Origin of the sequence: Pseudoclavibacter terrae (assembly GCF_008831075.1) — a bacterium.
GTDB classification, from domain to species: domain Bacteria; phylum Actinomycetota; class Actinomycetes; order Actinomycetales; family Microbacteriaceae; genus Pseudoclavibacter; species Pseudoclavibacter terrae.
The window spans coordinates 24,023-43,320 of record NZ_WBJX01000003.1 but is presented as its reverse complement, the minus strand read 5'-3'; the positions used below and the strand labels follow the sequence as shown (position 1 = coordinate 43,320).

General features: G+C 67.5%; 19 protein-coding genes. 8 read left to right on the top strand and 11 right to left on the bottom strand.

Features of this window, described 5'->3' with window-relative positions; genetic code table 11:
• Positions 1–45: 45 nt before the first annotated feature.
• Entirely contained in the window at positions 46–831 is a 786-nt protein-coding gene (locus F8O03_RS09650) for an HNH endonuclease family protein (protein WP_151423697.1), read from the bottom strand.
• A gap of 178 nt (positions 832–1,009) precedes the next feature.
• Between F8O03_RS09650 and F8O03_RS09645 the strand changes: the two genes are divergently transcribed.
• Positions 1,010–1,750, top strand: coding sequence for an SDR family oxidoreductase (locus F8O03_RS09645; protein WP_151423696.1), 741 nt, complete (start codon positions 1,010–1,012; stop codon positions 1,748–1,750).
• Between the two features lie 12 nt (positions 1,751–1,762).
• Positions 1,763–2,560, top strand: coding sequence for a hypothetical protein (locus F8O03_RS18065; RefSeq protein ID WP_167516535.1), 798 nt, complete (start codon positions 1,763–1,765; stop codon positions 2,558–2,560).
• A gap of 156 nt (positions 2,561–2,716) precedes the next feature.
• Here F8O03_RS18065 and ectB read toward each other — a convergent pair whose 3' ends face one another.
• A complete protein-coding gene (ectB, locus tag F8O03_RS09635) occupies positions 2,717–4,042 on the bottom strand; it encodes a diaminobutyrate--2-oxoglutarate transaminase (RefSeq protein ID WP_151423695.1) in 1,326 nt (441 codons plus the stop codon).
• A gap of 203 nt (positions 4,043–4,245) precedes the next feature.
• Here ectB and F8O03_RS09630 point away from each other — a divergent pair, with 203 nt between their 5' ends.
• Positions 4,246–4,578: a nuclear transport factor 2 family protein gene (locus F8O03_RS09630; protein ID WP_104254152.1), complete on the top strand. Its 333-nt coding sequence runs from the start codon at positions 4,246–4,248 to the stop codon at positions 4,576–4,578.
• Positions 4,579–4,661: 83 nt separating this feature from the next.
• Here the strand turns inward: F8O03_RS09630 and F8O03_RS09625 are convergent, their stop codons facing one another.
• From F8O03_RS09625 to F8O03_RS09610, 4 genes are all read right to left on the bottom strand, one after another.
• Complete coding sequence (locus F8O03_RS09625; protein ID WP_151423694.1) at positions 4,662–5,651, bottom strand: hypothetical protein; 990 nt, start codon at positions 5,649–5,651, stop codon at positions 4,662–4,664.
• 169 nt (positions 5,652–5,820) lie between these two features.
• Positions 5,821–6,477, bottom strand: coding sequence for a DUF937 domain-containing protein (locus tag F8O03_RS18515; protein ID WP_151423693.1), 657 nt, complete (start codon positions 6,475–6,477; stop codon positions 5,821–5,823).
• Positions 6,478–6,580: 103 nt separating this feature from the next.
• Positions 6,581–7,033 carry an Lrp/AsnC family transcriptional regulator gene (locus F8O03_RS09615; RefSeq protein ID WP_244296157.1) on the bottom strand — a complete coding sequence of 151 codons (453 nt, stop codon included), beginning with the start codon at positions 7,031–7,033 and terminating at the stop codon, positions 6,581–6,583.
• 122 nt (positions 7,034–7,155) lie between these two features.
• On the bottom strand, positions 7,156–8,616 hold the full coding sequence (locus F8O03_RS09610) for an aldehyde dehydrogenase family protein (RefSeq protein WP_244296155.1): 1,461 nt from the start codon (positions 8,614–8,616) through the stop codon (positions 7,156–7,158).
• Between the two features lie 197 nt (positions 8,617–8,813).
• On the opposite strand from F8O03_RS09610, the gene F8O03_RS09605 reads away from it, so the two are divergent.
• The 4 genes from F8O03_RS09605 (at position 8,814) to F8O03_RS09585 (ending at position 13,628) form a co-directional block, all read left to right on the top strand.
• Positions 8,814–10,274 (top strand): APC family permease, encoded by a 1,461-nt coding sequence (locus F8O03_RS09605; RefSeq protein ID WP_244296153.1) that lies wholly within the window; start codon positions 8,814–8,816, stop codon positions 10,272–10,274.
• A 44-nt stretch (positions 10,275–10,318) separates the two neighbouring features.
• The gene (locus tag F8O03_RS09600; protein ID WP_151423690.1) at positions 10,319–11,752 is read left to right on the top strand and encodes an NAD(P)/FAD-dependent oxidoreductase; all 1,434 of its coding nucleotides are present in this window, start codon (positions 10,319–10,321) and stop codon (positions 11,750–11,752) included.
• Entirely contained in the window at positions 11,749–12,165 is a 417-nt protein-coding gene (locus F8O03_RS09595; protein ID WP_244296150.1) for a cupin domain-containing protein, read from the top strand. The genes F8O03_RS09600 and F8O03_RS09595 overlap by 4 nt, the downstream gene beginning before the upstream one ends.
• A 491-nt stretch (positions 12,166–12,656) precedes the next feature.
• Entirely contained in the window at positions 12,657–13,628 is a 972-nt protein-coding gene (locus tag F8O03_RS09585) for a hypothetical protein (RefSeq protein ID WP_151423688.1), read from the top strand.
• Between the two features lie 181 nt (positions 13,629–13,809).
• On the opposite strand, the gene F8O03_RS09580 is transcribed toward F8O03_RS09585, so the two are convergent.
• The 5 genes from F8O03_RS09580 to F8O03_RS09560 form a co-directional block, all read right to left on the bottom strand.
• Positions 13,810–14,193 (bottom strand): hypothetical protein, encoded by a 384-nt coding sequence (locus F8O03_RS09580; RefSeq protein WP_151423687.1) that lies wholly within the window; start codon positions 14,191–14,193, stop codon positions 13,810–13,812.
• Positions 14,194–14,599: 406 nt separating this feature from the next.
• Positions 14,600–15,661, bottom strand: coding sequence for a hypothetical protein (locus tag F8O03_RS09575; RefSeq protein ID WP_151423686.1), 1,062 nt, complete (start codon positions 15,659–15,661; stop codon positions 14,600–14,602).
• A gap of 52 nt (positions 15,662–15,713) precedes the next feature.
• Positions 15,714–16,061, bottom strand: a complete 348-nt coding sequence (locus F8O03_RS09570; protein WP_151423685.1) for a hypothetical protein — start codon at positions 16,059–16,061, stop codon at positions 15,714–15,716.
• Complete coding sequence (locus F8O03_RS09565) at positions 16,058–17,245, bottom strand: ATP/GTP-binding protein (protein ID WP_151423684.1); 1,188 nt, start codon at positions 17,243–17,245, stop codon at positions 16,058–16,060. The genes F8O03_RS09570 and F8O03_RS09565 overlap by 4 nt, the downstream gene beginning before the upstream one ends.
• Before the next feature lie 66 nt (positions 17,246–17,311).
• Entirely contained in the window at positions 17,312–18,742 is a 1,431-nt protein-coding gene (locus tag F8O03_RS09560; protein ID WP_151423683.1) for a DUF2130 domain-containing protein, read from the bottom strand.
• A gap of 249 nt (positions 18,743–18,991) precedes the next feature.
• On the opposite strand from F8O03_RS09560, the gene F8O03_RS09555 reads away from it, so the two are divergent.
• Positions 18,992–19,282, top strand: a complete 291-nt coding sequence (locus tag F8O03_RS09555) for a hypothetical protein (RefSeq protein ID WP_151423682.1) — start codon at positions 18,992–18,994, stop codon at positions 19,280–19,282.
• The last annotated feature ends 16 nt before the right edge of the window (positions 19,283–19,298 follow it).

Genomic DNA, 19,298 nt, shown 5'->3' with positions numbered 1-19,298 from the left:
CGTCCGACGACGTGACTGCTCCCGCTCGCTCTGCGAGAGGACCGGTTACGCGCAGCCCTCGAGCACGTCGCGCATCGCGTCGTGCTCAGCCTGCGTGACCCACAGGTCGTAGGTGGCCTTCACCACGATCTGCCGGGCCACGTAGGTGCAGTGGTACGACTCCTGCGGGGGCAGCCAGTTCGCCGCATCCTGGCTCTTCTTGTCGTCATTCACCCAGCCGGCCGTCGCCTGCAAGTTCATTGGGTCGTTCGACAGCTCGACCCGCTCCACGAACGTCAGCTCCTTCGCGCCCGTCCTCCACGCGTTCGCGAGCGCCACCACATGGTCGATCTGCACGAGCGGACTCGTGTCGGGGCCGCGCTCGAAGTCGATCTCGTCGCCCGAGTACGGGTCGACGAAGACGCCCGTGTCGACGCGGCAGCCGTCGCGGTTCAGGTCGACGTCGGTCATGGATGCGGCCAGGGCGTCATTGCGTGCATCGCACCCGTTGCCGTCCGGGTCCTGCCAGCCCTCGCCGAACGACCCCTCGCGGTCGAACTCCTCCCACTCATCGCGCGGCGCGATGTCGAGCTTGCCGAGCACGTCGAGCGCATCGTCGGCGAACGAGGTCGACGCCTCGCCGTACGTGGTAGCCGCCTCCACCTCGTCGGTCAGCGCCACCAGCTGGCTGGCCTCGGGCGACGCGGCGCTCTCGGCCGGCGCGGACTGCGTGCCCAGGGGCGTGCACCCCACCAGCAGGGTCGCGACACCGGCGACCGCGACCGCTGCGAGCGTGCGGCGTCTTGATCGTCTGGTGGCGGCGGCGTGAGCGGATGCAGGAAAGGGAAGCACTGGGAACTTTCTCGAGCGGGTCGGCCGCACCAGACTGCCATACGGCCAGCCGTCGGACGCGAGGCGGATACCGTCCACAGGGGGACGGGTTCGGAGGCAGTGTGCGGTCTGACGGTGGCAGAATGTGGAAGCCGCGGCTGTCCGCCGTCACGCACCGCAGAATCCCGGGGGAACATCCATGACCGAAGCAGGCCACGCCGCCTCACCTGTCGACGATGAGCGCGACGGCGAACGCCGACGGCCGGTCGCACTCGTCACGGGAGCGACTCGCGGCATCGGCGAAGCCATCGCCCACGAGCTGAGCCGCACCCACCACGTCCTGGTCGGTGGGCGCGAACCGCGCGCAGTCGCCGAGGCCGCCGCGCGCATCCCGGGCGCGACGCCGTTCGTCGCAGACCTCACCGACGAGCGCCAGCTCGCAGAGGCGGCCCGCAGCATCCGCCGCCTCGACGTGCTCGTGCATTCGGCGGCCGTGCTCGGCGGGCACGACGCCATCGCGGAGAGCTCCCGTGAGCGATTCCGTCGCGCCTTCGAGCTCAACGTGTTCGCCGTGGCCGACCTCACCCGCCTCCTGCTGCCGCTGCTTCGAACGAGCGAGGGCACGGTCGTCATGATCAACTCGGGTTCCGGCTACGCGAGCGGCGCGGGCACCAGCGTGTACAGCGGCACGAAGTTCGCCCTGCGCGCGCTGACGGACGCGCTCCGCGAGGAAGAACGCGAGCACGGCGTGCGCGTGTCCAGCATCCACCCGGGCCGCGTCGACACGGACATGCAGCGCGAGCTGCGGCAGCTCGAGCAGGGCAGCTACGAGCGCGAGCGCTACCTCTCGCCGCAGGCGGTCGCGCAAGCGGTGCGTCTGGCCGTCGACACCCCGGCTGGTGGGGCGGTCGACGAGCTCAAGATCCGACCGATGCGATGAGCTGACGCAGTCATGGCCGGCACCAATCAGATCTTCACCATCGTCGCCTTCGCACTGCTTGTCGTACTCGTGCTCGGCCTCGGCCTGCTCGTGGCGATCCTCGTGCAGCGTCGCCGAACGAAGAAAGCCAAGGCCGCGTCGGAGCTCCGCAAGGCCGAACGCCGCAGGGCGGGAGAAGCGGGGGTCGCAGGCCTGCACGAAGACACCGACACCAGCGGCGGCATCTCGCTTCTCGGGCTGTCGGTGCAGCAGGCGATCCCGGATGCGGCTCCCAGCTCGCCCAGCGCTCCCTCGCCATGGGCCGCCGCGCCTCGACGGACCGAGCGGCCAGCGTCGTGGCTCCCCGCGTCGGTGCAGCAGGCCTCGGGATCGCAGGCTTCCGCGTCCCACTCGCCCGTGCCACACGCACCTCCCGCTCCTGCGCCATACGTGCCTGCGCCCGCCCCGTCCGCGCCTGCGGCGTACTCGCCTGCGCCTGCCTCGTCCGCGCCTGCGGCGTACTCGCCTGACTCGCAAACGCCTGCGGCGTACGTGCCTGCCTCGCAAACTCCTGCTCCTGTGTCGCAGTCCAGTCTGGCGTCGTATCCGGCTCCGCGTCCGACACCACGACACGTCGAATCGGCACCGTCTGAGCAGGCGCAACGGGCTCCGTCACCGGCGGAGCGCACCGATCCGACACCGGCGGAGCGCACCGATCCGACACCGGCCGGGGGAGCCGAGCCGACGCCGCGACACCACGATCTCGGACACGCGCCGGCGCCGCACTCCTACGGCTCGACGTTCTCCGGAGGCGGCACCCGCAAGCATTGACCCGCCCGTGGCCGCGCCTGCACCAGCTCGCTTCCACATCCGCATCCACACGAGAAATGCCTGTTCCCTTGCTCAGGAACAGGCATCTCTCGTGTGGATGTTCCACACCGAGGCGGGGTGGATGCGCCTGGCGGCCCAGCCACCCGGCCAGGGGCTCTACGCGTGCGAGGCGACGTGGTCTTCGACGGCGTGCTCTGCCTCGGAGTCGTCACCCGCGATGACGGCGTCGAGGCTTTCGCGCACGATGCGGAGGCCCGTCTGCAGCTCCTCGCTCGTGAGCGTGAGCGCGGGGAGGAATTTGAGGACTTCCTCGAAGGCGCCTGCGGTCTCGATGACGAGCCCGCGCTGGAACGCCTCGGCTGAGACGCGCGAGGGGAGGTCGCGGTCACGGAGGCTGACGATGCCGTACATGAGGCCACGGCCGCGGACCGTGAAGTCGAGCTGCGGGTAGTCGGCGGCGATCGCGTCGAGGCCCGCGCGGAGCTCAGCGGAGCGCTCGGCGACCTGCGTCATGAAGGCGTCGTCGGCCCAGTACTCCTCGAGGGCGACGCGTGCGGTGACGAACGCGAGGTTGTTGCCGCGGAAGGTGCCCGTGTGGGCGCCCGGCTTCCACACATCCACGGCCGGGCGGAGCAGCACCAGCGACATGGGCAGGCCGGACGCGGAGATCGACTTCGACACGGTGACGAGGTCGGGCACGATGCCGGACTCCTCGAACGCGAAGAAGGAGCCGCTGCGGCCGATGCCGGCCTGGATCTCGTCGAGGATGAGGAGGATACCGCGTTCCTCCGTGATCGTGCGGAGGCGTCGCAGCCACTCCGGGCTCGCGACGTTGATGCCGCCCTCGCCCTGGATGGCTTCGACGATGACAGCGGCGGGCAGGTCGAGTCCGCTGCCGGTGTCGTCGAGCATCTTCTCGAACAGGTCGAGCGTGTCGAGCTTGTCGCCCAGGTAGCCCTCGAAGGGGAGGCGCGTGACATCGCCGAGGGTGGTGCCGGCGGCGTCGCGGTACTTCTTGTTGCCGGTGACGGCGACGGCGCCGAGGCTGAGGCCGTGGAAGCCGTTCGTGAACGCGACCACATTGGTGCGGCCGGTCGCCTGGCGGGCGACCTTGAGGGCGGCCTCGACGGCGTTCGCGCCGGTCGGGCCGGTGAACTGGATCTTGTAGTCGTAGCCGCGGGGCTCGAGCACGTACTGCTCGAACGCTTCGATGAAGGCGCGCTTCGCGGACGTCGCCATGTCGAGCCCGTGCAGGATGCCGCCGTGCTCGATGTACTCGACGAGGGCCTTCGTGAAGAGCGGGTTGTTGTGCCCGTAGTTGAGCACGCCGGCGCCGGCGAAGAAGTCCAGGTACTCGTCGCCGTCCGCGGTCACCAGGGTGGAGCCGGACGCGCGGTCGAAGACCACGGGGAACGAGCGGATGTATCCGCGGACTTCTGACTCGCGACGGTCGAATACTTCAAGGGGCGAGAAGTCGCTCATGCTCAATTCACCTTCTGCTTGTTGACGTGGCCTGTTTTTGACGAGCCGGGCTTGCCTTGGAAAGAGGCGGAGGTCGGAAGCGCAGGGCGGGTTGCCGCGCATCCTGAGATTCCGAGCTTACGGCCATGCCCGGGAATCCGGAGGCTGGCTTGCTACATTGTGGCCGTTCGGGCGGCCTTCGCCCGCGGAGAGATGGGGGTTCCATGACTGATTTCACAGTGCCTGCGCCGGTGCAGGCTCTTGTCGACGCGATCAACAGCGGAGACGAGCAGGCGTTCGTCGACGCGTTCGCGGAGGATGGCTCGGTCGACGACTGGGGTCGCGTGCTCGAGGGTCGTGAGGGCGTCAGCAGCTGGTCGCAGAGCGACGCCATCGGGCAGAGCGCTCAGATGGTGATCAAGGATGCCACCACCGAGGGAGACACGACTGAGCTGTTCTTCGACTGGCGCAGCAACCGCTTCAATGGCACGTCGCGCGCATTCGTCACGGTCGAGGGCGACAAGGTGAAGACGTTCCACATCCCGTCGCACCGCTAGGGGTGTGGATGCGCGGGCCCGCCCCACGGCGCGGGCAGGAGGGTCCGCGCACCGCGAGCATCCGCGTATGCCCGGCGTCGGCTTCAGCGCACGGTGAAGAGGAACCCGTCGATGAGGTCGGTGAGGTGTTTCTGGGTCGGCCGTTCGCGGGCCGGCAGCAGCCATTCGGGACGGATGTCGTGGAGGAGTCCCTCGCGCACCATCGCATCGGCTTGCTGCGCGTAGCCGCGTGCCATGTCCTCTGAGGACCCGTAGGCGACGAGGTCTGCGAAGCCGAGGTTCTCGGCGAACGCGTCGAGGTAGACGATTCGGGTGGCTCCGGTGCCGCGCTCGTCGAGGGGGAGCTCGTGCAGGTGCTGGCTCTCGGTCCGGTACCGCTCCCAGAGCTTCGTCCAGCGTCGCTGCAACGGTGGGCGGATGAACGTGAGCACGACGACCGCGGCGAGTGCGACGAGGAAGATCGGAACCGCCCATGCGGGGAGCCACGGGGTGAGCAGGAGCAACCCGATCGGCACGATGAGGAGTCCGGCGAACGCGCGACTGTAGGGGCTGGCGAGCAGCCGCGAGACCCAGCCGTCGCGGTCAGTGCGGTCGACCCGGGCGCGGTCGAGCTCGGCGACCACCGCGGACTTCATGGCGGCGCGGCGGGCGGAGTCGTCTGCTCCAGTGCGGTCGACTCGTGCGCGGTTGCCGCGGGCGCGCCTGCCGCCAGGGAAGCAGGCGTCGATGACGGCGCTGGACCATGCGGGGAGCAGCGGGTCCGCACCGAGCCATTCGATCTCCCATCCGGTCGAGCGCGGGGCGCGGTAGCCGGCGTCGGTGATCCGTTGCGCGGCGCCCGCGTCCTCTGTCTCGTGGATGCGCAGAGCGCCGCGATGGGCGAGCCACACGAGTTCGCCCGCGAGCGCCGTCTCCCAGCCACGGCTGTCGTCGTCGAGGCGGGTCAGGCGGTGCTGCGCTGCGAGCGGCGTGAGCAGCAGTCGCGAGCTGGGCCAGACCGGCAGTCTCGTGAGGAGGAGCGCGATCGCGCCGACGGTGACGAGCGCGAACGCCACGAGAGCGAGGGCGGCCACGAAGGTCTCGGAGGCGGGGTCGAAGATACGGGACTCATTTCACGAGGCGGTAGGGGCGGTCAGGTCCGCTGGGTGCTCGGCCGTCTGGTGCGTTTCGGGATGCGGGGGAGGGGCGGGCCGGTACTGCTCGGCCGGCACTCCCTCCCGCGCGCATCCGCTGCCCGACGGGTCAGCGCTTGCCGCCGCCGAGCAGCCCGCCGAGAATGTCTCCTAGGCCGCCGCCGAGTCCTCCACCTGCTGGCTTGCCGGAACCGCTCGCGCCGCCGAGCACCTGCCCGAGGATGTCGCCGAGCCCGCCGCCCGCTCCACCACCGGCGTTGGTCGCCCCGGCCGAGGACCCGGACCCACCGCCCAGGATCCCGCCGAGCAGGTCCTCGAGCCCGCCGCCCGAACCCGAGCCCGCGGTCGTGGATGCGCCCTGCTGGCCGCCGAGGAACTTCTTCGCGAGCCACGCGAGCACGATCGGGGCAAGAATCGGGAGCAGCTTCTGCACGAGCCCCGAGGTCTGTCCGCCCGGCGCTGAGCCGAGGGCCGCCGCGACCTGGTCGGTGTTGTTGCCGAAGACGTTCTTGACGATCTTCTCGCCGTCGTTCGTGTCGATGTCTGCGAGGGAGACGCGGCCCTCGACGAGGGATGTGTCCTTCTTCTCGAGCGCGTGCTCGAGCGACGCGGCACCAGCGGGGTCGGCCGCGTTCGCCCGGAGACCACCGATGAGGGTCGGCAACGCTGCCTGGATCCCCTGCTCGGCGGTCTGCTTGTCGACACCCAGCTGGCTGGCGATGTCGTCGACGGGAATGAGCTTGAGCAGTTCTGAGATGTCGGTCATGATCTCCCCTTGTTCGATGACGCGACACCGATCATGGGGCCGCGTGACCACGAGGGTAGCGCTGAGGGTGGTGCATCCACCGCAAGTGTCGCCGAGGTTGCGGCTATCCGACACCCCACCCGTAGGCGAGCTTGTGGGCTTCGAGGACGAAGAAGGTCTCCGTGCGCCGCACCCCCTCGGTGGTCTGCAGGCGTTCGAGGAGCAGCTCCTTGTAGTGCTCCATGTCCCGGCAGATGACCTCGACCATGACGTCGAAGCCCCCGCTCGTCAGCACGACGTAGCTGGTCTCGGGGAGCGCGGAGAGCGCTTCGCAGACGCTGCGGGCATATCCGGGCTCACAGTGGATCCCCACCATGGCGAGGTGGTCGAAGCCGATCGAGAGCGGATTCGCGATGCCCACGATCTGCAGGATGCCCGAGTCCTCGAGGCGTTGAACGCGGTATCTGACCGACGACGCGGGATGGCCTGTCTCGTCGGCGATGTCCTTGAACGAGCGCCGCCCATCCTTCTGGAGGATCGCGATGAGCTGCCGATCAATGTCGTCAAGTTCGTTCACGGCCGCTCCTCGATTTCTTTGCTGCGGTCTCATCACGTTCTGACCTGCTTTCATGCTCGCACGACGGGGCGGGTCCTGTCGCAGCGTGCACGCCGCGGCAGGACCCGACCGCTGGGATCCGCCTAGGAGCCGACGTGGATGGCGCCGGTGCGGAGGTCGGTCATGTCGTGGAGCGTGTACATGCCGCCGATGCGTCCCCATCCGGTTCCCTTGCCGCCCGCGCCACCGAACGGCATGTTGATGTCCCACCAGCCGTTGGAATCGTTGACGATCACCTGACCCGTCTCGAGCTCCTCGATGAAGCGGTACGCCTTGCTGAGGCTCTCCGTGAAGACTGCCGACTGCAGGCCGAGGCGGTCTGCGTTCGCGATCCGGAGCGCGTCGTCGTCGTCCTGCGCGGTGAGGATCGGCAGCACCGGCCCGAACGACTCCTCCTGCGAGAGGAGGCTGGCTTCGCTGACCCCGTCGACGATCGTGAAGTCGTAGTAGAGGTCGGTGGGGTGACCCGCGGATCGCCCTCCGCCGAGGAGCACGTCGAAGCCGAGGCGGCGAGCCTCGTCGAGGTGGCGGTCCATCTTCGCGGCGACACCCTCGTTGTTGAGCGGGCCGAGGTTGACGGATGCGTCGAACGGGTTGCCGAGCACGACGTGCGAGCTCGCGTAGGCGAGCGCCGATTCGACGAACGCGTCGTGCACGCGGTGGTGCACGATGAGTCGCTCGGTCGCGCAGCACACCTGTCCACCGCAGTAGAACGCCGAGTCGACGGCTGCTTTCGCGGCGCGTTCGATGTTCGCGTCTTCGAGAACGACGATGGGCCCATTGCCGGAGCACTCCATGAGCGAGCGCTTGAGGCCGGCGGTCTGGACGATCTTCGCGCCGGTGGCCGAGGAGCCGATGAAGCCGATCGCGTCGATGCCGGGATGCGAGACCAGCTGCGAGCCGAACGCGCCGTCACCGGGAAGCACGCTCACGAGTCCGTCTGGAACCCCGGCTTCGAGGAGGCAGTCCATAGCGGCCAGGACGGCGAGGGGCGTGTTGCTCGGTGGCTTGACGATGCAGGCGTTGCCGGTCGCGAGGCCGGGGGCTACGAACTCCGTGAACATGAGGAGCGGGAAGTTCCAGGGGGTGATGATGCCCCACGTGCCGACTGGGGCGCGGTAGGTGAACATCCGCTTGTCGACGTCGCTCGATGGGAGCGTCTCGCCGTAGAGGCGCAGTGCGTCCTCGGCGTGCAGGTGGAAGAGCTGTGCCGCCTCCTTGATGTCCGCGATCGACTCGGCGACCGGCTTGCCCTGCTCGAGTGTCTGGAGTCGTGCGAGTTCGTCGACGCGTCGCTCGATTGCGTCGCCGATGCGGTGGCAGACCTTGGCGCGCTCGAAGACGCCGAGCTTGCGCCACGCCTTCTGCGCGACCCGTGCCTTCTCGACGGCCTTGTCGAGATCAGCCTGGCCCGGCACCGCTATGGACGCGATGATCTGGCCGGTCACGGGACTCACGACGTCGGTCTGCTCCCCGGTGGAGCCATCGACGAAGTCTCCAGCGAGGAAGAGCTGGGTACGGGTTGCTGCAGGCAGAGTTGTCACTCCGCACCTCCTTGTGTGGTGAACGATCCCCTTCACCATACGACGTTGCTTTCTGACGAACAAGCAGTTATGTTTCGCAGCAGTTACGTTTTCAGCAAGTTGAGCGTCAATATCTTGCGCTGACGAAGAAGTCACGGTCAGATTAGGCGCACTGCGACGGCGAGAGCATCGCCGCCCCCGAACCTATGGAGTCACGCATGTCGACAGAACAGATCACTGCCGCCGCCCAAGCCGAGCACCTCCCCAAGCGCATGCGCTGGTTCGACGGCTTCGCCATGGCGATGACCATGCCGGCCGCACTCATCGCCACGCTCGGAGCATCCATCGCAGGACTTGGCGGGTGGGGCGCCGCTGTGCTCTGGGCGATCTCCATGCTGCTCGCGATGGGCGTCAACTGGATCTACACGGAGCTGGCGACCATGTTCCCGGAGTCCTCGGGTGGCATCGCCCACTACGCGGCAGAAGCGTGGAAGAAGCGGGCGCCGTGGGTCGCTCCGCTCGCCGGGGTCGGCTACTGGCTGCCGTGGGGAACGAACCTCGCCACCTACGGCGCCGTCACCGGATCCCTCGTCATGGCTCAATGGTTCCCCGACCAGGACTGGGTGCTGCAGCTCGGACCCATCTCGATCACGTTCCCCGTCATGATCGGCCTCATCGTGATCGGCGTCATGTACCTGATCAACGTCATCGGCGTTCGCGTCACCATGACGTTCGTCTACGTGACCGCGGCCATCCTCATGATCCCGCTCTTCGTCTTCATCGTCTTCCCGCTGTTCCAGTCGGACTGGGCCCCCATGGAGCTCACCTGGAACCTGCACGGCATAGAGGGCCTCCACACGGCGATCGTCTGGCTCTACATCATGGCCTGGACGACGTTCGGCATCGAGGTCTGCGCGACCTTCGCACCCGAGTACCGAGACTCCGTGAAGGACACGACGCGCGCCATCAAGGCCTCCGTGCTGTTCTGCCTCGGCGTCTTCTTCCTCGTTCCGCTCACACTCGGCGGGTACGCCGGCGAGGCCGCGATCGCCGAAGACCCAGCCACGTTCTTCGTCGCGAGTTTCGCGAACCTGGTCGGCGGCGCATCCGACTTCATGGTCGTGTGCCTCATCGCGTCGCTCCTGCTCATCATGACGACCTCTGTCGCGGACGCCTCGCGAGTGCTCTTCAACATGGGCAAGGAGGGCGTGACCGTCCGGGGGCTGGGTGTGCTCAACAAGCGCGGCGTGCCGCTGCGCTCCCTCAACGTGATGCTCGTCATGAACGTCGTCATCCTCGTCGTGCTGCAGAACCCGCTCGCGATCATCGTCACGGGCAACCTCGGCTACATACTCACGCACCTGCTCGCAGTCTCAGGTTTCTTCCTGCTCCGCAAGGACCGCCCCGACGCCGACCGGCCCATCAAGCTGCCCCGTTTCTTCGTCCCACTCTCGATCGTCCTCTCCGTGATTCTCGCGATCATCCTCGTGGTCGGTGCCACGGGCTTCTCCGTCACCGGATACGGAGGCTTCCTCGAGCTCGCCATCGCACTCGGACTGCTCGCGCTCGGCGTCGTCATCTGGGTCTTCGTGCAGCGGGGGACGGACCGTCGAACGCTTCCGCCAACACCCGACGGAGCGTCCACCCAAACGGTAGGTACGCAGGGTAGACACGACTAGGCACCAGCAGACAGATGGCCATCACCCCCAATCGGAGGACACCAATGACCACGTTCGATCGAGCAGAAGCCGAGATCAGCGAAGAGCGCGTCGCCGCGAGCCTCGCCGGTGCAAAAGCGGCGACCTACTGGCTCGACGACCCAGGGCGCCCCCCGGCCCTCCCACCGCTCCGCGCCAAGCACACCGCCGATCTCGTCATCGTCGGCGGCGGATACACGGGGCTGTGGACCGCCCTCATCGCGAAAGAGCGCGACCCGAAGCGAAAGATCGTGCTCCTCGAAGGGCAGCGCGTCGGCTGGGCCGCATCCGGTCGCAACGGTGGATTCTGCGAAGCAAGCCTCACGCACGGGGACTCCAACGGCAAGGACCGCCTCCCTCACGAATTCGCGAGACTGCACGCACTCGGCCTCGAGAACCTGCGGGAGATCGGCGACACCGTCAAGCGCTACAGCATGGACTGCGACTACGAGGAAACCGGAGTGCTGCGGGTCGCCACCGAGCCGCACCAGGTCACGGAGCTCGAGCAGGACGCCATCAGCGACTCCGGGGTCGAGTTCCTCGACCGCCGGCAGGTGCAGGCGGAGGTGGCCTCGCCGCTGTACCTGGCAGGCGCCTACGAACGCGAGGGCACCTCCCTCGTGAACCCCGCGAAGCTCGTGTGGGAGCTGCGCCGCGTCGTGCTCAGCATGGGGGTCGCGATCTTCGAGAACACGCCGGTCCGGTCGCTCGACGCTGACAGCGGCGGCATCACGGTGACGACGGACCAGGGCAGCATCTACGCGCAGCGGGTGGCACTCGGCACGAACGCCTTCCCGGCGCTCATCAAACGCGACCGCTTCTACACGGTGCCCGTCTACGACTACGTGCTCATGACGAACCCGTTGAGCGACGAGCAGCTCGAATCGATCGGCTGGAAGCGGAGGCAGGGCATCACGGACCTCAACAACCGCTTCCACTACTCGCGGCTCGTCACGGACGCCGACGGCCGCACCCGCATCCTCTACGGCGGGTACGACGCCGTCTACAACTACGGCGGGCGCATCAAGAAGGAGTACGACCAGCGGCCTGAGACGTTCGAGAAGCTCGCGGCGCACTTCATCGCCACCTACCCGCAGCTCGAGGGCCTCGGCTTCTCGCACAAGTGGGGCGGCGTCATCGACACGTGCACACGCTTCTTCTCCTTCTTCGACACGGAGTTCGACGGCAGGGTCGCGCACGCGGCCGGCTTCACAGGGCTCGGCGTCGGCGCGACCAGGTACGCGGCGAACGTGCTCCTCGACCTGCTCAGCGGTGAGGAGACGGAGCGCACGCGCATGGACTTCGTGAAGAAGAAGCCGCTGCCGTTCCCGCCGGAACCCTTCGCGTCGATCGGTGCCAAGGTGTCGCTCGCCGAAATGGCGCGCGCCGACCGCAACGAGGGCAAGCGCGGACTGTGGTTGAAGACCATGGACGCGGTCGGCCTGGGGTTCGACTCGTGAGCGCCAGCGTTGCGGGCGGAGCGGATGAGGCCCTGACGGGTGCCGGCGGTGTGACCGGGATGCAGCCAGGATCGGTCGTGCACGCGCGGGCCGCATCCCTCCCGCACGAACCCGTCGAGGGATGGCAGAAGGTGAGCGGCGAGCCCACGACCGCCGCGCACGAGCTCGGCGCCTTCGCCGGCACGGAGTTCGGGCTGTGGGAGATGTCGGCCGGGTCGATGCTCGACGTCGAAGCCGACGAGGTGTTCCTCGTCATCAGTGGCACTGCGACGGTCGAGTTCCTCGAGCCTGAACTGCCATCGATCGACCTCGAACCTGGCTCCATCGTGCGCCTCGGCGAAGGGATGCGCACCCGGTGGACCGTCACCGGAGCACCCCTGCGGAAGCTGTACGTCGTGGAGGGCGGGAGCTAGACACCGCGCGTCCAGGACAGGCCTGCGCCTTGCCAGGCCTCCGTCTACCTCAGCGGGTGGTCTGGCTCTCCCGCTGTCCTGGCTCTCTCCTGGCGGTATGGCTCTCCCACCTGCGACCATCGCACCCACGAGGCCGTGCGGACTTTTCGTGAGCGTGATGGGTTGTTACCCATCACTGTCCACCGAAACCCCGCACGCGTACCCGAGAAACCCATCAGCGTCGCGAAAACCCCGCACGGGCCTTCGTGTTCCGGATCGGGCGACCGCGGCTTCGTGGCTTCGCGGCAGTGCGGCTTCGTGGCTTCGGGGCACCGCGGCACCGCGGCACCGCGGCACCGCGGCACCGCGGTAGCGAGGCAGGGGCGGTGGGGGTGCTGTGGCGTTGGGCTCGGCGGCCCCGCGGCGACGGGTGACGACTGACGAGGTGACACCGGCGGCATCCCGACTGTGGATAACGCGGAGGAGGCAGCCCTGGTCCGTACTCTGGCCGCATGTCTGGACCTGAGGACCTGCTGCACGGCGCTGGGGAGAGGCCGTTCAGCGTGGGTGACGGGCTGCGAGCCGGCTTCACGACGGGTCAGCTGAACTCAGCGGAGTTCACGAGGCCACATCGAGGTGTCCGGATGCGCGGAGCCGCGACCACTCCGCTCGAGATCGCGCGAGCGTTCGTCCCACGCCTCGGCTGGCGCGCCGTGCTCGGTGGGGTGACGGCAGCCCGCGTCTGGGGGCTGCCGGTCCCGCGGCGCTTCGACGGCGACTCCACGGTGCACGTCCTTGTTCCAACAGGACGGAACCGCCCCGTGGGGCGCGGTATCCAGTCGAGGAGCATCCACGATCGACTGTGGGAGGCGCGCGAACTGCATGGCGTCCCGGTCGCCTCGCCGAGCCTTACGTGGGCGACTGCTGCGAAGGAGCTCGAAGTCTCCGAGCTTGTCGTGATGGGTGACGCGCTCGTCGCGACCTCGACGAACTACGAAGGGTTGGTCCGGCCCGAGCCTCCGATTGAGGGCGCGCGCACTGCGCCGCCCCTTGCGACGCTCGAGGAGCTTGTTGAGATCGCGGATGCTTGGGGGAGTCGACGTGGGGGAGCCGCCCTGAGGATTGCCGTCACACGGATCCGGGCCGGTGTCGAATCACCGATGGAGACCTGGACGCGGCTGGTGATCGTCGCTGGCGGGCTTCCGGAACCGGAGGTCGGCGTCGAGGTCTGGAACGGGTCGGAGTTCGTGGGGCGTGTCGACCTCGCGTATCGGGCTCAGAAGATCGCCATCGAGTACGAAGGGGACCATCACCGCACCGACAAGCGCCAATGGCGCAAGGACATCGGGCGCGTGAACCGTCTGCAGGAAATCGACTGGTTGGCCATCCGCGCGACCACCGTGCAGCTGTGGCCGACGCCGACGCGTTTCGTCGAGCAGGTGCGTGCGGCGTTGAGCAGGGCCACGGACGGCGGAGGGCCATGATTCATGCGGCTCGACTATGTCAGACACCAGGCTCCGTCTGATCGGACGCGTGGCGGGCTCTTCGATTGCTCTCGTCCGGACGGGGTGATTGTTCGCCTTGAGGAGGAGGCCGAAGGCCCCGACCGGCACGTCCGGTTCTTTCCACGTCCGCGATGTGCTGAGTCCCGCGCAGCAGACGTGCTCAGCGAGAGTCTGTGCTTCGGAGCAGTTCGTCCACGCGATCGCGGTCGATCTCGAGGAGCAACGCGATGTCGCGGCTCGCGTACCGTTCGCGGTGCATCGCGGCGACGGCAGCTCTGAGGCGCGTGTCGGCCACGAGGTGCGCATGCTCCGCTCTCTCGATCGCTTTCTTCGCCGTGTCGACCGCTTCTGTGACCGTGCCGAGGTCGAAGGTGACGCTGAGGCTGGTCGCACTGTGGTCAAGCCCGGGCTCGCGTGTCTCGAGGTAGTCGAAGACCTGCCGCGCAACGTCACCGAGCGTCGCTCCTTGCGTCACGTCCTCAGGCCCAAGGCGGAACTCCCATCCGCCGCGCCACCTCTTGGCAACTACGTGCACCACTGACATGTCGATCTCCCTGTGCTCTCCGCGCGGCATCCCCGGCCGGCGACTCATGCGAGACCCCAGTCTGTCCCTCCGTGCTGCAGGAAATCGGACCATCCGTCTGCCTGGGGATAAGTCGCGTGGCTGAGTGGCGAGCACGAACCAGAGATATTCACCTCGGGATCTGCGTTCGTAGAGGCCTGCGGGCTTCTCGTGCGCGTGATGGGTTTTTACCCATCGCCGTCCACGGAAACCCCGCACGGGCATCCGCTAAACCCATCAGCGTCGCGAGAAACCCGCACGGGCACGGGGTGGAAGCCACGCTGCGCGCAGTATCCAGACTGTGGATGACTCAGAGGGAGTGCCGGGCCTCCGTGCGCTGACCGCAGGACCGCAGGTCAGCAGGTCAGCAGGACCCGCGCACCTTCGCTCACTTTCGTCCCACGCGGACTGTGGCGGCCCGATGTTCTTCGCCGTCCCAGAGGAAGAACACGAGCTTCCGTCCGAGGCGGTACTCGTCGGCGGTCTTCGCGGTTCGTTTTCCGGTGCGAACCGCCTTGGGTTCGCCGAGCCGTTCGAGGACGGCCTCCCGCGTGAACATTTCCAAGCCGTCGATGATGTGGCCAGTGCGCCGGTAGTTGGCTTTGGGGGCGTTGTAGTGCGGCTTGATGACGTACTCGATGTATTTCACAACGCCCCTGTCGAGGTGCACCTGGAGGGAGCGGTCGGCGCTTTCGTAGCTGCAGTACTTCGTGCCGAAGCCGTTGACGACAAGGGACCCGTCGATGAGGTTCAGCACGGCGAGCGTCGAGTCGTCGTCGATGGTGCCACCCAGGGCGGCCGCCGCAAGGGTCACGTCCCCCGAAATTCGACGCTTGGGGTCCGCGTTGGCGCGCATCGTCGGTGGTTCCGTCAGCGTGCCGCGGCGGGATGCGAGGAGCTCGGTGACTCGGGCCGCTTCTTGTGCACCTGCGTCGGCTTCTGCTTCGCGTTCGGCGCGTGCGCGTTCTTGCACTTTCGTGCGTGCCGCGTCGCGCTGCCGGATGAATCGGGCGGTCTGGTCGGTGTCTTCCGCACCGGTGACGGATGCTTCGACGATGCGGTGCTCGTTGAGGAGTGCGAGGGCGCGTTCGCTGACCAGCAGCATCCCGTCCCGCTGCGCGAAGTCGTCGTTCCCGTCTGCGCGGCCGGTCGGGTCGAGCCGCTCCCAGCGCTGAGGGAGACCGCCAGCGTAGGAGACGAACTCCGGCGACGTCGTGACGACCGCCTCGCGCAACTCGAACCCCGTGAGGTCCGAAGCGCGCAGTGCATCGGCGAGTGAACCGGCCACGATGAAGTCCGGATGGACGCCGACGAGCTCGTCGCCGAGCCAGCCCGCGAACTCGCACCGAAGCGGGTCCGCCTGGGTCCTCGATCCGGATGCGTCCTGCGTCCATACGGCGCCGTCGCCGACGGTTCCTGTGGCTTCTGGTTCCAGAACGTGGTGGGTCATGGGGGTTCTTTCGTCCGTTCGTGCAACTGGGGAGGGGCGGTCGGCTCGCGCTTCAGGAACGCGCCGGAGGCTTCGGCAGGTCCCAGATGTCGGCGAATCGGGTCGAGACGATCGGTTGGGCCCAGATCAGGGAGAGTCCGGTGGCAACGGACGAGATCTCGTGCAGCTCGGGCGTGAACACCACGAACTCGTGAGTGATGGGCCTGCCGGCGCGATCTGTGCGTCCTTCCGGGTCTGGGAAGCGCAGCGCCGCCCGGTCATCGCCGAGGTGCCAGAGCTCCGAGTCGTCGCCGAGCTGCGCGAAGGCCCTGTCGTATTCGGGGAGCGGGTCTGCGAAACCGCCATCGAGGAGGAACCGGTGCCCCCAGGTGCGCCCCCGGGTCGCCCAGATGAGCTTCACTTCTTGCTCCTGACGAGGATCCCCTTGCGTTCTGCCTCTTCGAGGTCGAGTTTGAAGCGGGTGAGCATCGCGGTCAGGTAGTCGCGCTTGGCGAGCGCCTCCGCGTTGACGGTCTTGAGCTTCTCGCCGGCGAGTGCGGCTCCCCGCTCGATGGAGTCCTTCGAGACGAGTGACGCCGCGAACCCGGCAACGAGTCCAAGGGGACCGGGCAGTTTGATTTTCTTGACGACGAACAGCGCCCCCATCGCGGCGAGGCCGGCCATCCCGCCCGCCTTGCTGAAGATCTTCTCCGCGACCTTCCCGCCATCGTGCAGCTTCTTCGCCCAGCTGACGTGGCGTTCGAAGGGGAGGATCGCGGCGAGCGGGAGGACGGCGTCGACGCCGACGCGCTCCGTCACCTCGATCTTGCCCGGCTCGAACTTCGCGGAGGACAGCAGGATGAAGTCCTCAGCGAATGACATCGCCTCCGGCACCTGAACGAAACCGCGAAGCTCCTGACGCAGCTGATCGAGCTCGTCGCTGACCTTCTCGACGAGCAGCGCCTTGAAACCGTGCGCATCCATCTCGGGAAGGAGGTCGGACTTCGAGAGGGCGAGCACCCAGATGCGCGGGAACTGCGCGAGGGGCTTGCCGTTCTTCAGGAGCTGCGGCTTCAGACGGAGGAGTTCGGAGCGGATGTTCGTCAGCAGCGACTTCAGGTACAGCTCCTCGGAGCCCGCGTTGTCGCGGAGCAGCTGGCCATCGACGAGCAGGAGCGCGACGTCGGAGCTCAGGAGCGCTGTGAACGTCTCGACGCGCCTGCGGCTCTCCTCCTCGCCCTCCGCGGACTCCTCGAACCACTCACCGGGGTAGTCGTGCCACACGAGGCGGAGCGCGTCGAACGGCTTCGAGTTCTTCGCGCGCTCCTCCGACCAGGCCTTGGGCCTCACCAGGAATGAGTAGGCGGTGTGCGTGAAGCGGGTGGATGCGGGCACCTTCGCGGCGTTCTTCATGCCGAGGTAGCTCTGGTAGAGCTTGTCGCTCTGCCCGGTGTCGTCCGCGACGACCTCGTACAGGTTGTCCTTCGCGAACTGCGGCTCCTGCGTGGGGCCGTAGAACGAGGAGACGAGCACGGTCTTCCCGCTTCCGCTGCCCCCGAAGACCGCGATGTGCTGCTCACGGGTTCTGCTCTTCGTCGCTGCCATGGGCACGTCTCCTGCCTGTGGGTGTTCGACCATCCGCCGGTGCTGGCGGATGCGCTGCGCCGGAGCCTATGCGCTCGCGGAGTCGTCGTCCTGAGAGCGCTCGGCGTCGCCGCTCGCCAACTCGGCGAACTTGCGCGCCATGGTGGGGTTGCCGCGGGTGAGCTTCTTGATGGTCACGTCCTGCGCCTTGTCGTTCGCGAGGCGAAGGTTGCGTTCGGACCCGAGCAGCGCATCCTTCACCTTCTGGAGTCGCACGATGGCCTTGTCGATCTCGTCGATGGCCTCCCCGAAGCGGCGAGAGGCGAGCTCGTAGTTGCGGCCGAACGCGTTCTGGAACTCGTCGAGGCGCTCTTCGAAGTCGGTGATGTCGACGTTCTGCGCCTTCACGGACGCCAGCTCGGTCTTGTACTTGAGCGCGTTCATGGACCCGTTGCGGAGCAGCGTGATCATGGGGATGAAGAACTGCGGCCGGATGACGTACATCTTCGGGAAGCGGTGCGAGACGTCGACGATGCCGGAGTTGTAGAGCTCGCTGTCGGGCTCGAGGAGCGTGACGAGGACGGCGTACTCGCAGCCCTTCTCCTGCCGGTCCTTGTCGAGCTCCTTGAGGAAGTCCTCGTTCTTCTTCTTGGTGGCCGTCGTGTCCGCTTCGTTCTTCATCTCGAACATGATCGAGGTGATCTCGGTGCCGCCCGTGTCGGAGTCGCGGAAGATGTAGTCGCCCTTGCTGCCGGTGCGCGCGTCGTTGTCCTTCTCGAAGTAGGCGGTGGGGAACGCGGTGGCGCGGATCTGGTTGAAGACCGTCTCGCAGTGCTGTTCGAGGGTCTCACCGAGCATCTTCGTCGAGAGGCGAGCCTTCATGTCCTTGAGGCGCTCGATGGCGTCGTCGCGGTCACGGAGCTGCGTCTCGTACTTGTCCTTCAGCGACGTCTCGACGAGCTGCCGTTCCAGGGCGGCGCGCTCGAGGGTGCCCTTCAGCTCGTCGCGCTCCTTCTCGATCTTCCCGACGGCTTCGTTGACGGCGAGCTTCTGCGTGATCTCGAGGCTGTCGAGCTTCGACTTGAGGGCCTGAACCTCGGCTTCCCTCTCTGCTGCAGCCTTCTGCAGGTCGCTCACACGCTTGGCCGCCGCGAGTTCCTCCGCCGCGATCTTGTCGTGGCGGGCCTGCTCGAGCTCGTTCGCGAGCGTGTCGCGCTCCTTCTCCACCGACTGCAGCGCCTCGCTGACGGCAAGCTTCCGGGTGACCTCGCCGGCCTCGAGCTTCGCCTTCAGCTCCTGCAGCTCGATGTTCCGCTTCGCCGCGGCCGCCTCGAACTCCTGCGCGACCTTCGCCTGTGCCAGCTCGATCTCGGCCCGCTTGGCCGCCTCGGCCAGTTCGAGCCGCTCGTGGAGGTCCTTCTCGAACTCGCCGTCCCGCACCTGCTTCAGGATGTCCGCGTAACCGGCCTCATCGATCGTGAACGCCTTGTGGCAGTGGGGGCAGGTGATCTCGTGCATGCGGATTTCCTCACTCGACGTGAATCGGGCCCGTGCTGCGCTGCTGACCGGTCGGTGACCGAATCTGTCGAGCGGAGCGTGGCTGGCAGCGAGCGACAACGACTGCCCGGTGCAAGCGTATGCGTGAAGGCTCGCGCTGGACGAGCTCGTGAGTGGAAATGTGCATCGGGTGTTGGCTCAGCAGAGCGATCCCGCGTGCGCCGTCTCAGCCGAGGTCGAGCGAGGCGTGCGCGTCGGTAGGGTGGCTGCGTGACAAACCCAGCATCCTCGAACACCGCCGCTCCCGACCACCCTCGCGTGCGCCTCCACTGGCTCGCCGTGGCGTTCTTCATCGTCGCTCCGCTGCTGATGCTCTTCGGCGGCCTGACGGTCGCCGGGACGACCCGCGCCACTTTCGACCTCGCGGAGACACCCACCATGGTGGGCGCGGTCCTGTTCCTGGTCGGACTCGCCATGCTCATGGTCGCGTGTGTGCTCGTCGGGGTGCGGTCAGCTGCGCAGCAGCAGCTCGATCTCCTGCTGGATGCGCGCCGACGCTGACCTGCGTCCGCGCGGG

Excerpts from the sequence above, each read along its gene's own strand:
- F8O03_RS09630 (WP_104254152.1), top strand. The coding sequence starts at position 4,246 with ATGACTGATTTCACAGTGCCTGCGCCGGTGCAGGCTCTTGTCGACGCG.
- F8O03_RS09645 (WP_151423696.1), top strand. The coding sequence starts at position 1,010 with ATGACCGAAGCAGGCCACGCCGCCTCACCTGTCGACGATGAGCGCGAC.
- F8O03_RS18065 (WP_167516535.1), top strand. The coding sequence starts at position 1,763 with ATGGCCGGCACCAATCAGATCTTCACCATCGTCGCCTTCGCACTGCTT.
- F8O03_RS09585 (WP_151423688.1), top strand. The coding sequence starts at position 12,657 with ATGTCTGGACCTGAGGACCTGCTGCACGGCGCTGGGGAGAGGCCGTTC.
- ectB (WP_151423695.1), bottom strand. The coding sequence starts at position 4,042 with ATGAGCGACTTCTCGCCCCTTGAAGTATTCGACCGTCGCGAGTCAGAA.
- F8O03_RS09560 (WP_151423683.1), bottom strand. The coding sequence starts at position 18,742 with ATGCACGAGATCACCTGCCCCCACTGCCACAAGGCGTTCACGATCGAT.
- F8O03_RS18515 (WP_151423693.1), bottom strand. The coding sequence starts at position 6,477 with ATGACCGACATCTCAGAACTGCTCAAGCTCATTCCCGTCGACGACATC.
- F8O03_RS09580 (WP_151423687.1), bottom strand. The coding sequence starts at position 14,193 with ATGTCAGTGGTGCACGTAGTTGCCAAGAGGTGGCGCGGCGGATGGGAG.
- F8O03_RS09600 (WP_151423690.1), top strand. The coding sequence starts at position 10,319 with ATGACCACGTTCGATCGAGCAGAAGCCGAGATCAGCGAAGAGCGCGTC.
- F8O03_RS09605 (WP_244296153.1), top strand. The coding sequence starts at position 8,814 with ATGTCGACAGAACAGATCACTGCCGCCGCCCAAGCCGAGCACCTCCCC.
- F8O03_RS09565 (WP_151423684.1), bottom strand. The coding sequence starts at position 17,245 with ATGGCAGCGACGAAGAGCAGAACCCGTGAGCAGCACATCGCGGTCTTC.
- F8O03_RS09575 (WP_151423686.1), bottom strand. The coding sequence starts at position 15,661 with ATGACCCACCACGTTCTGGAACCAGAAGCCACAGGAACCGTCGGCGAC.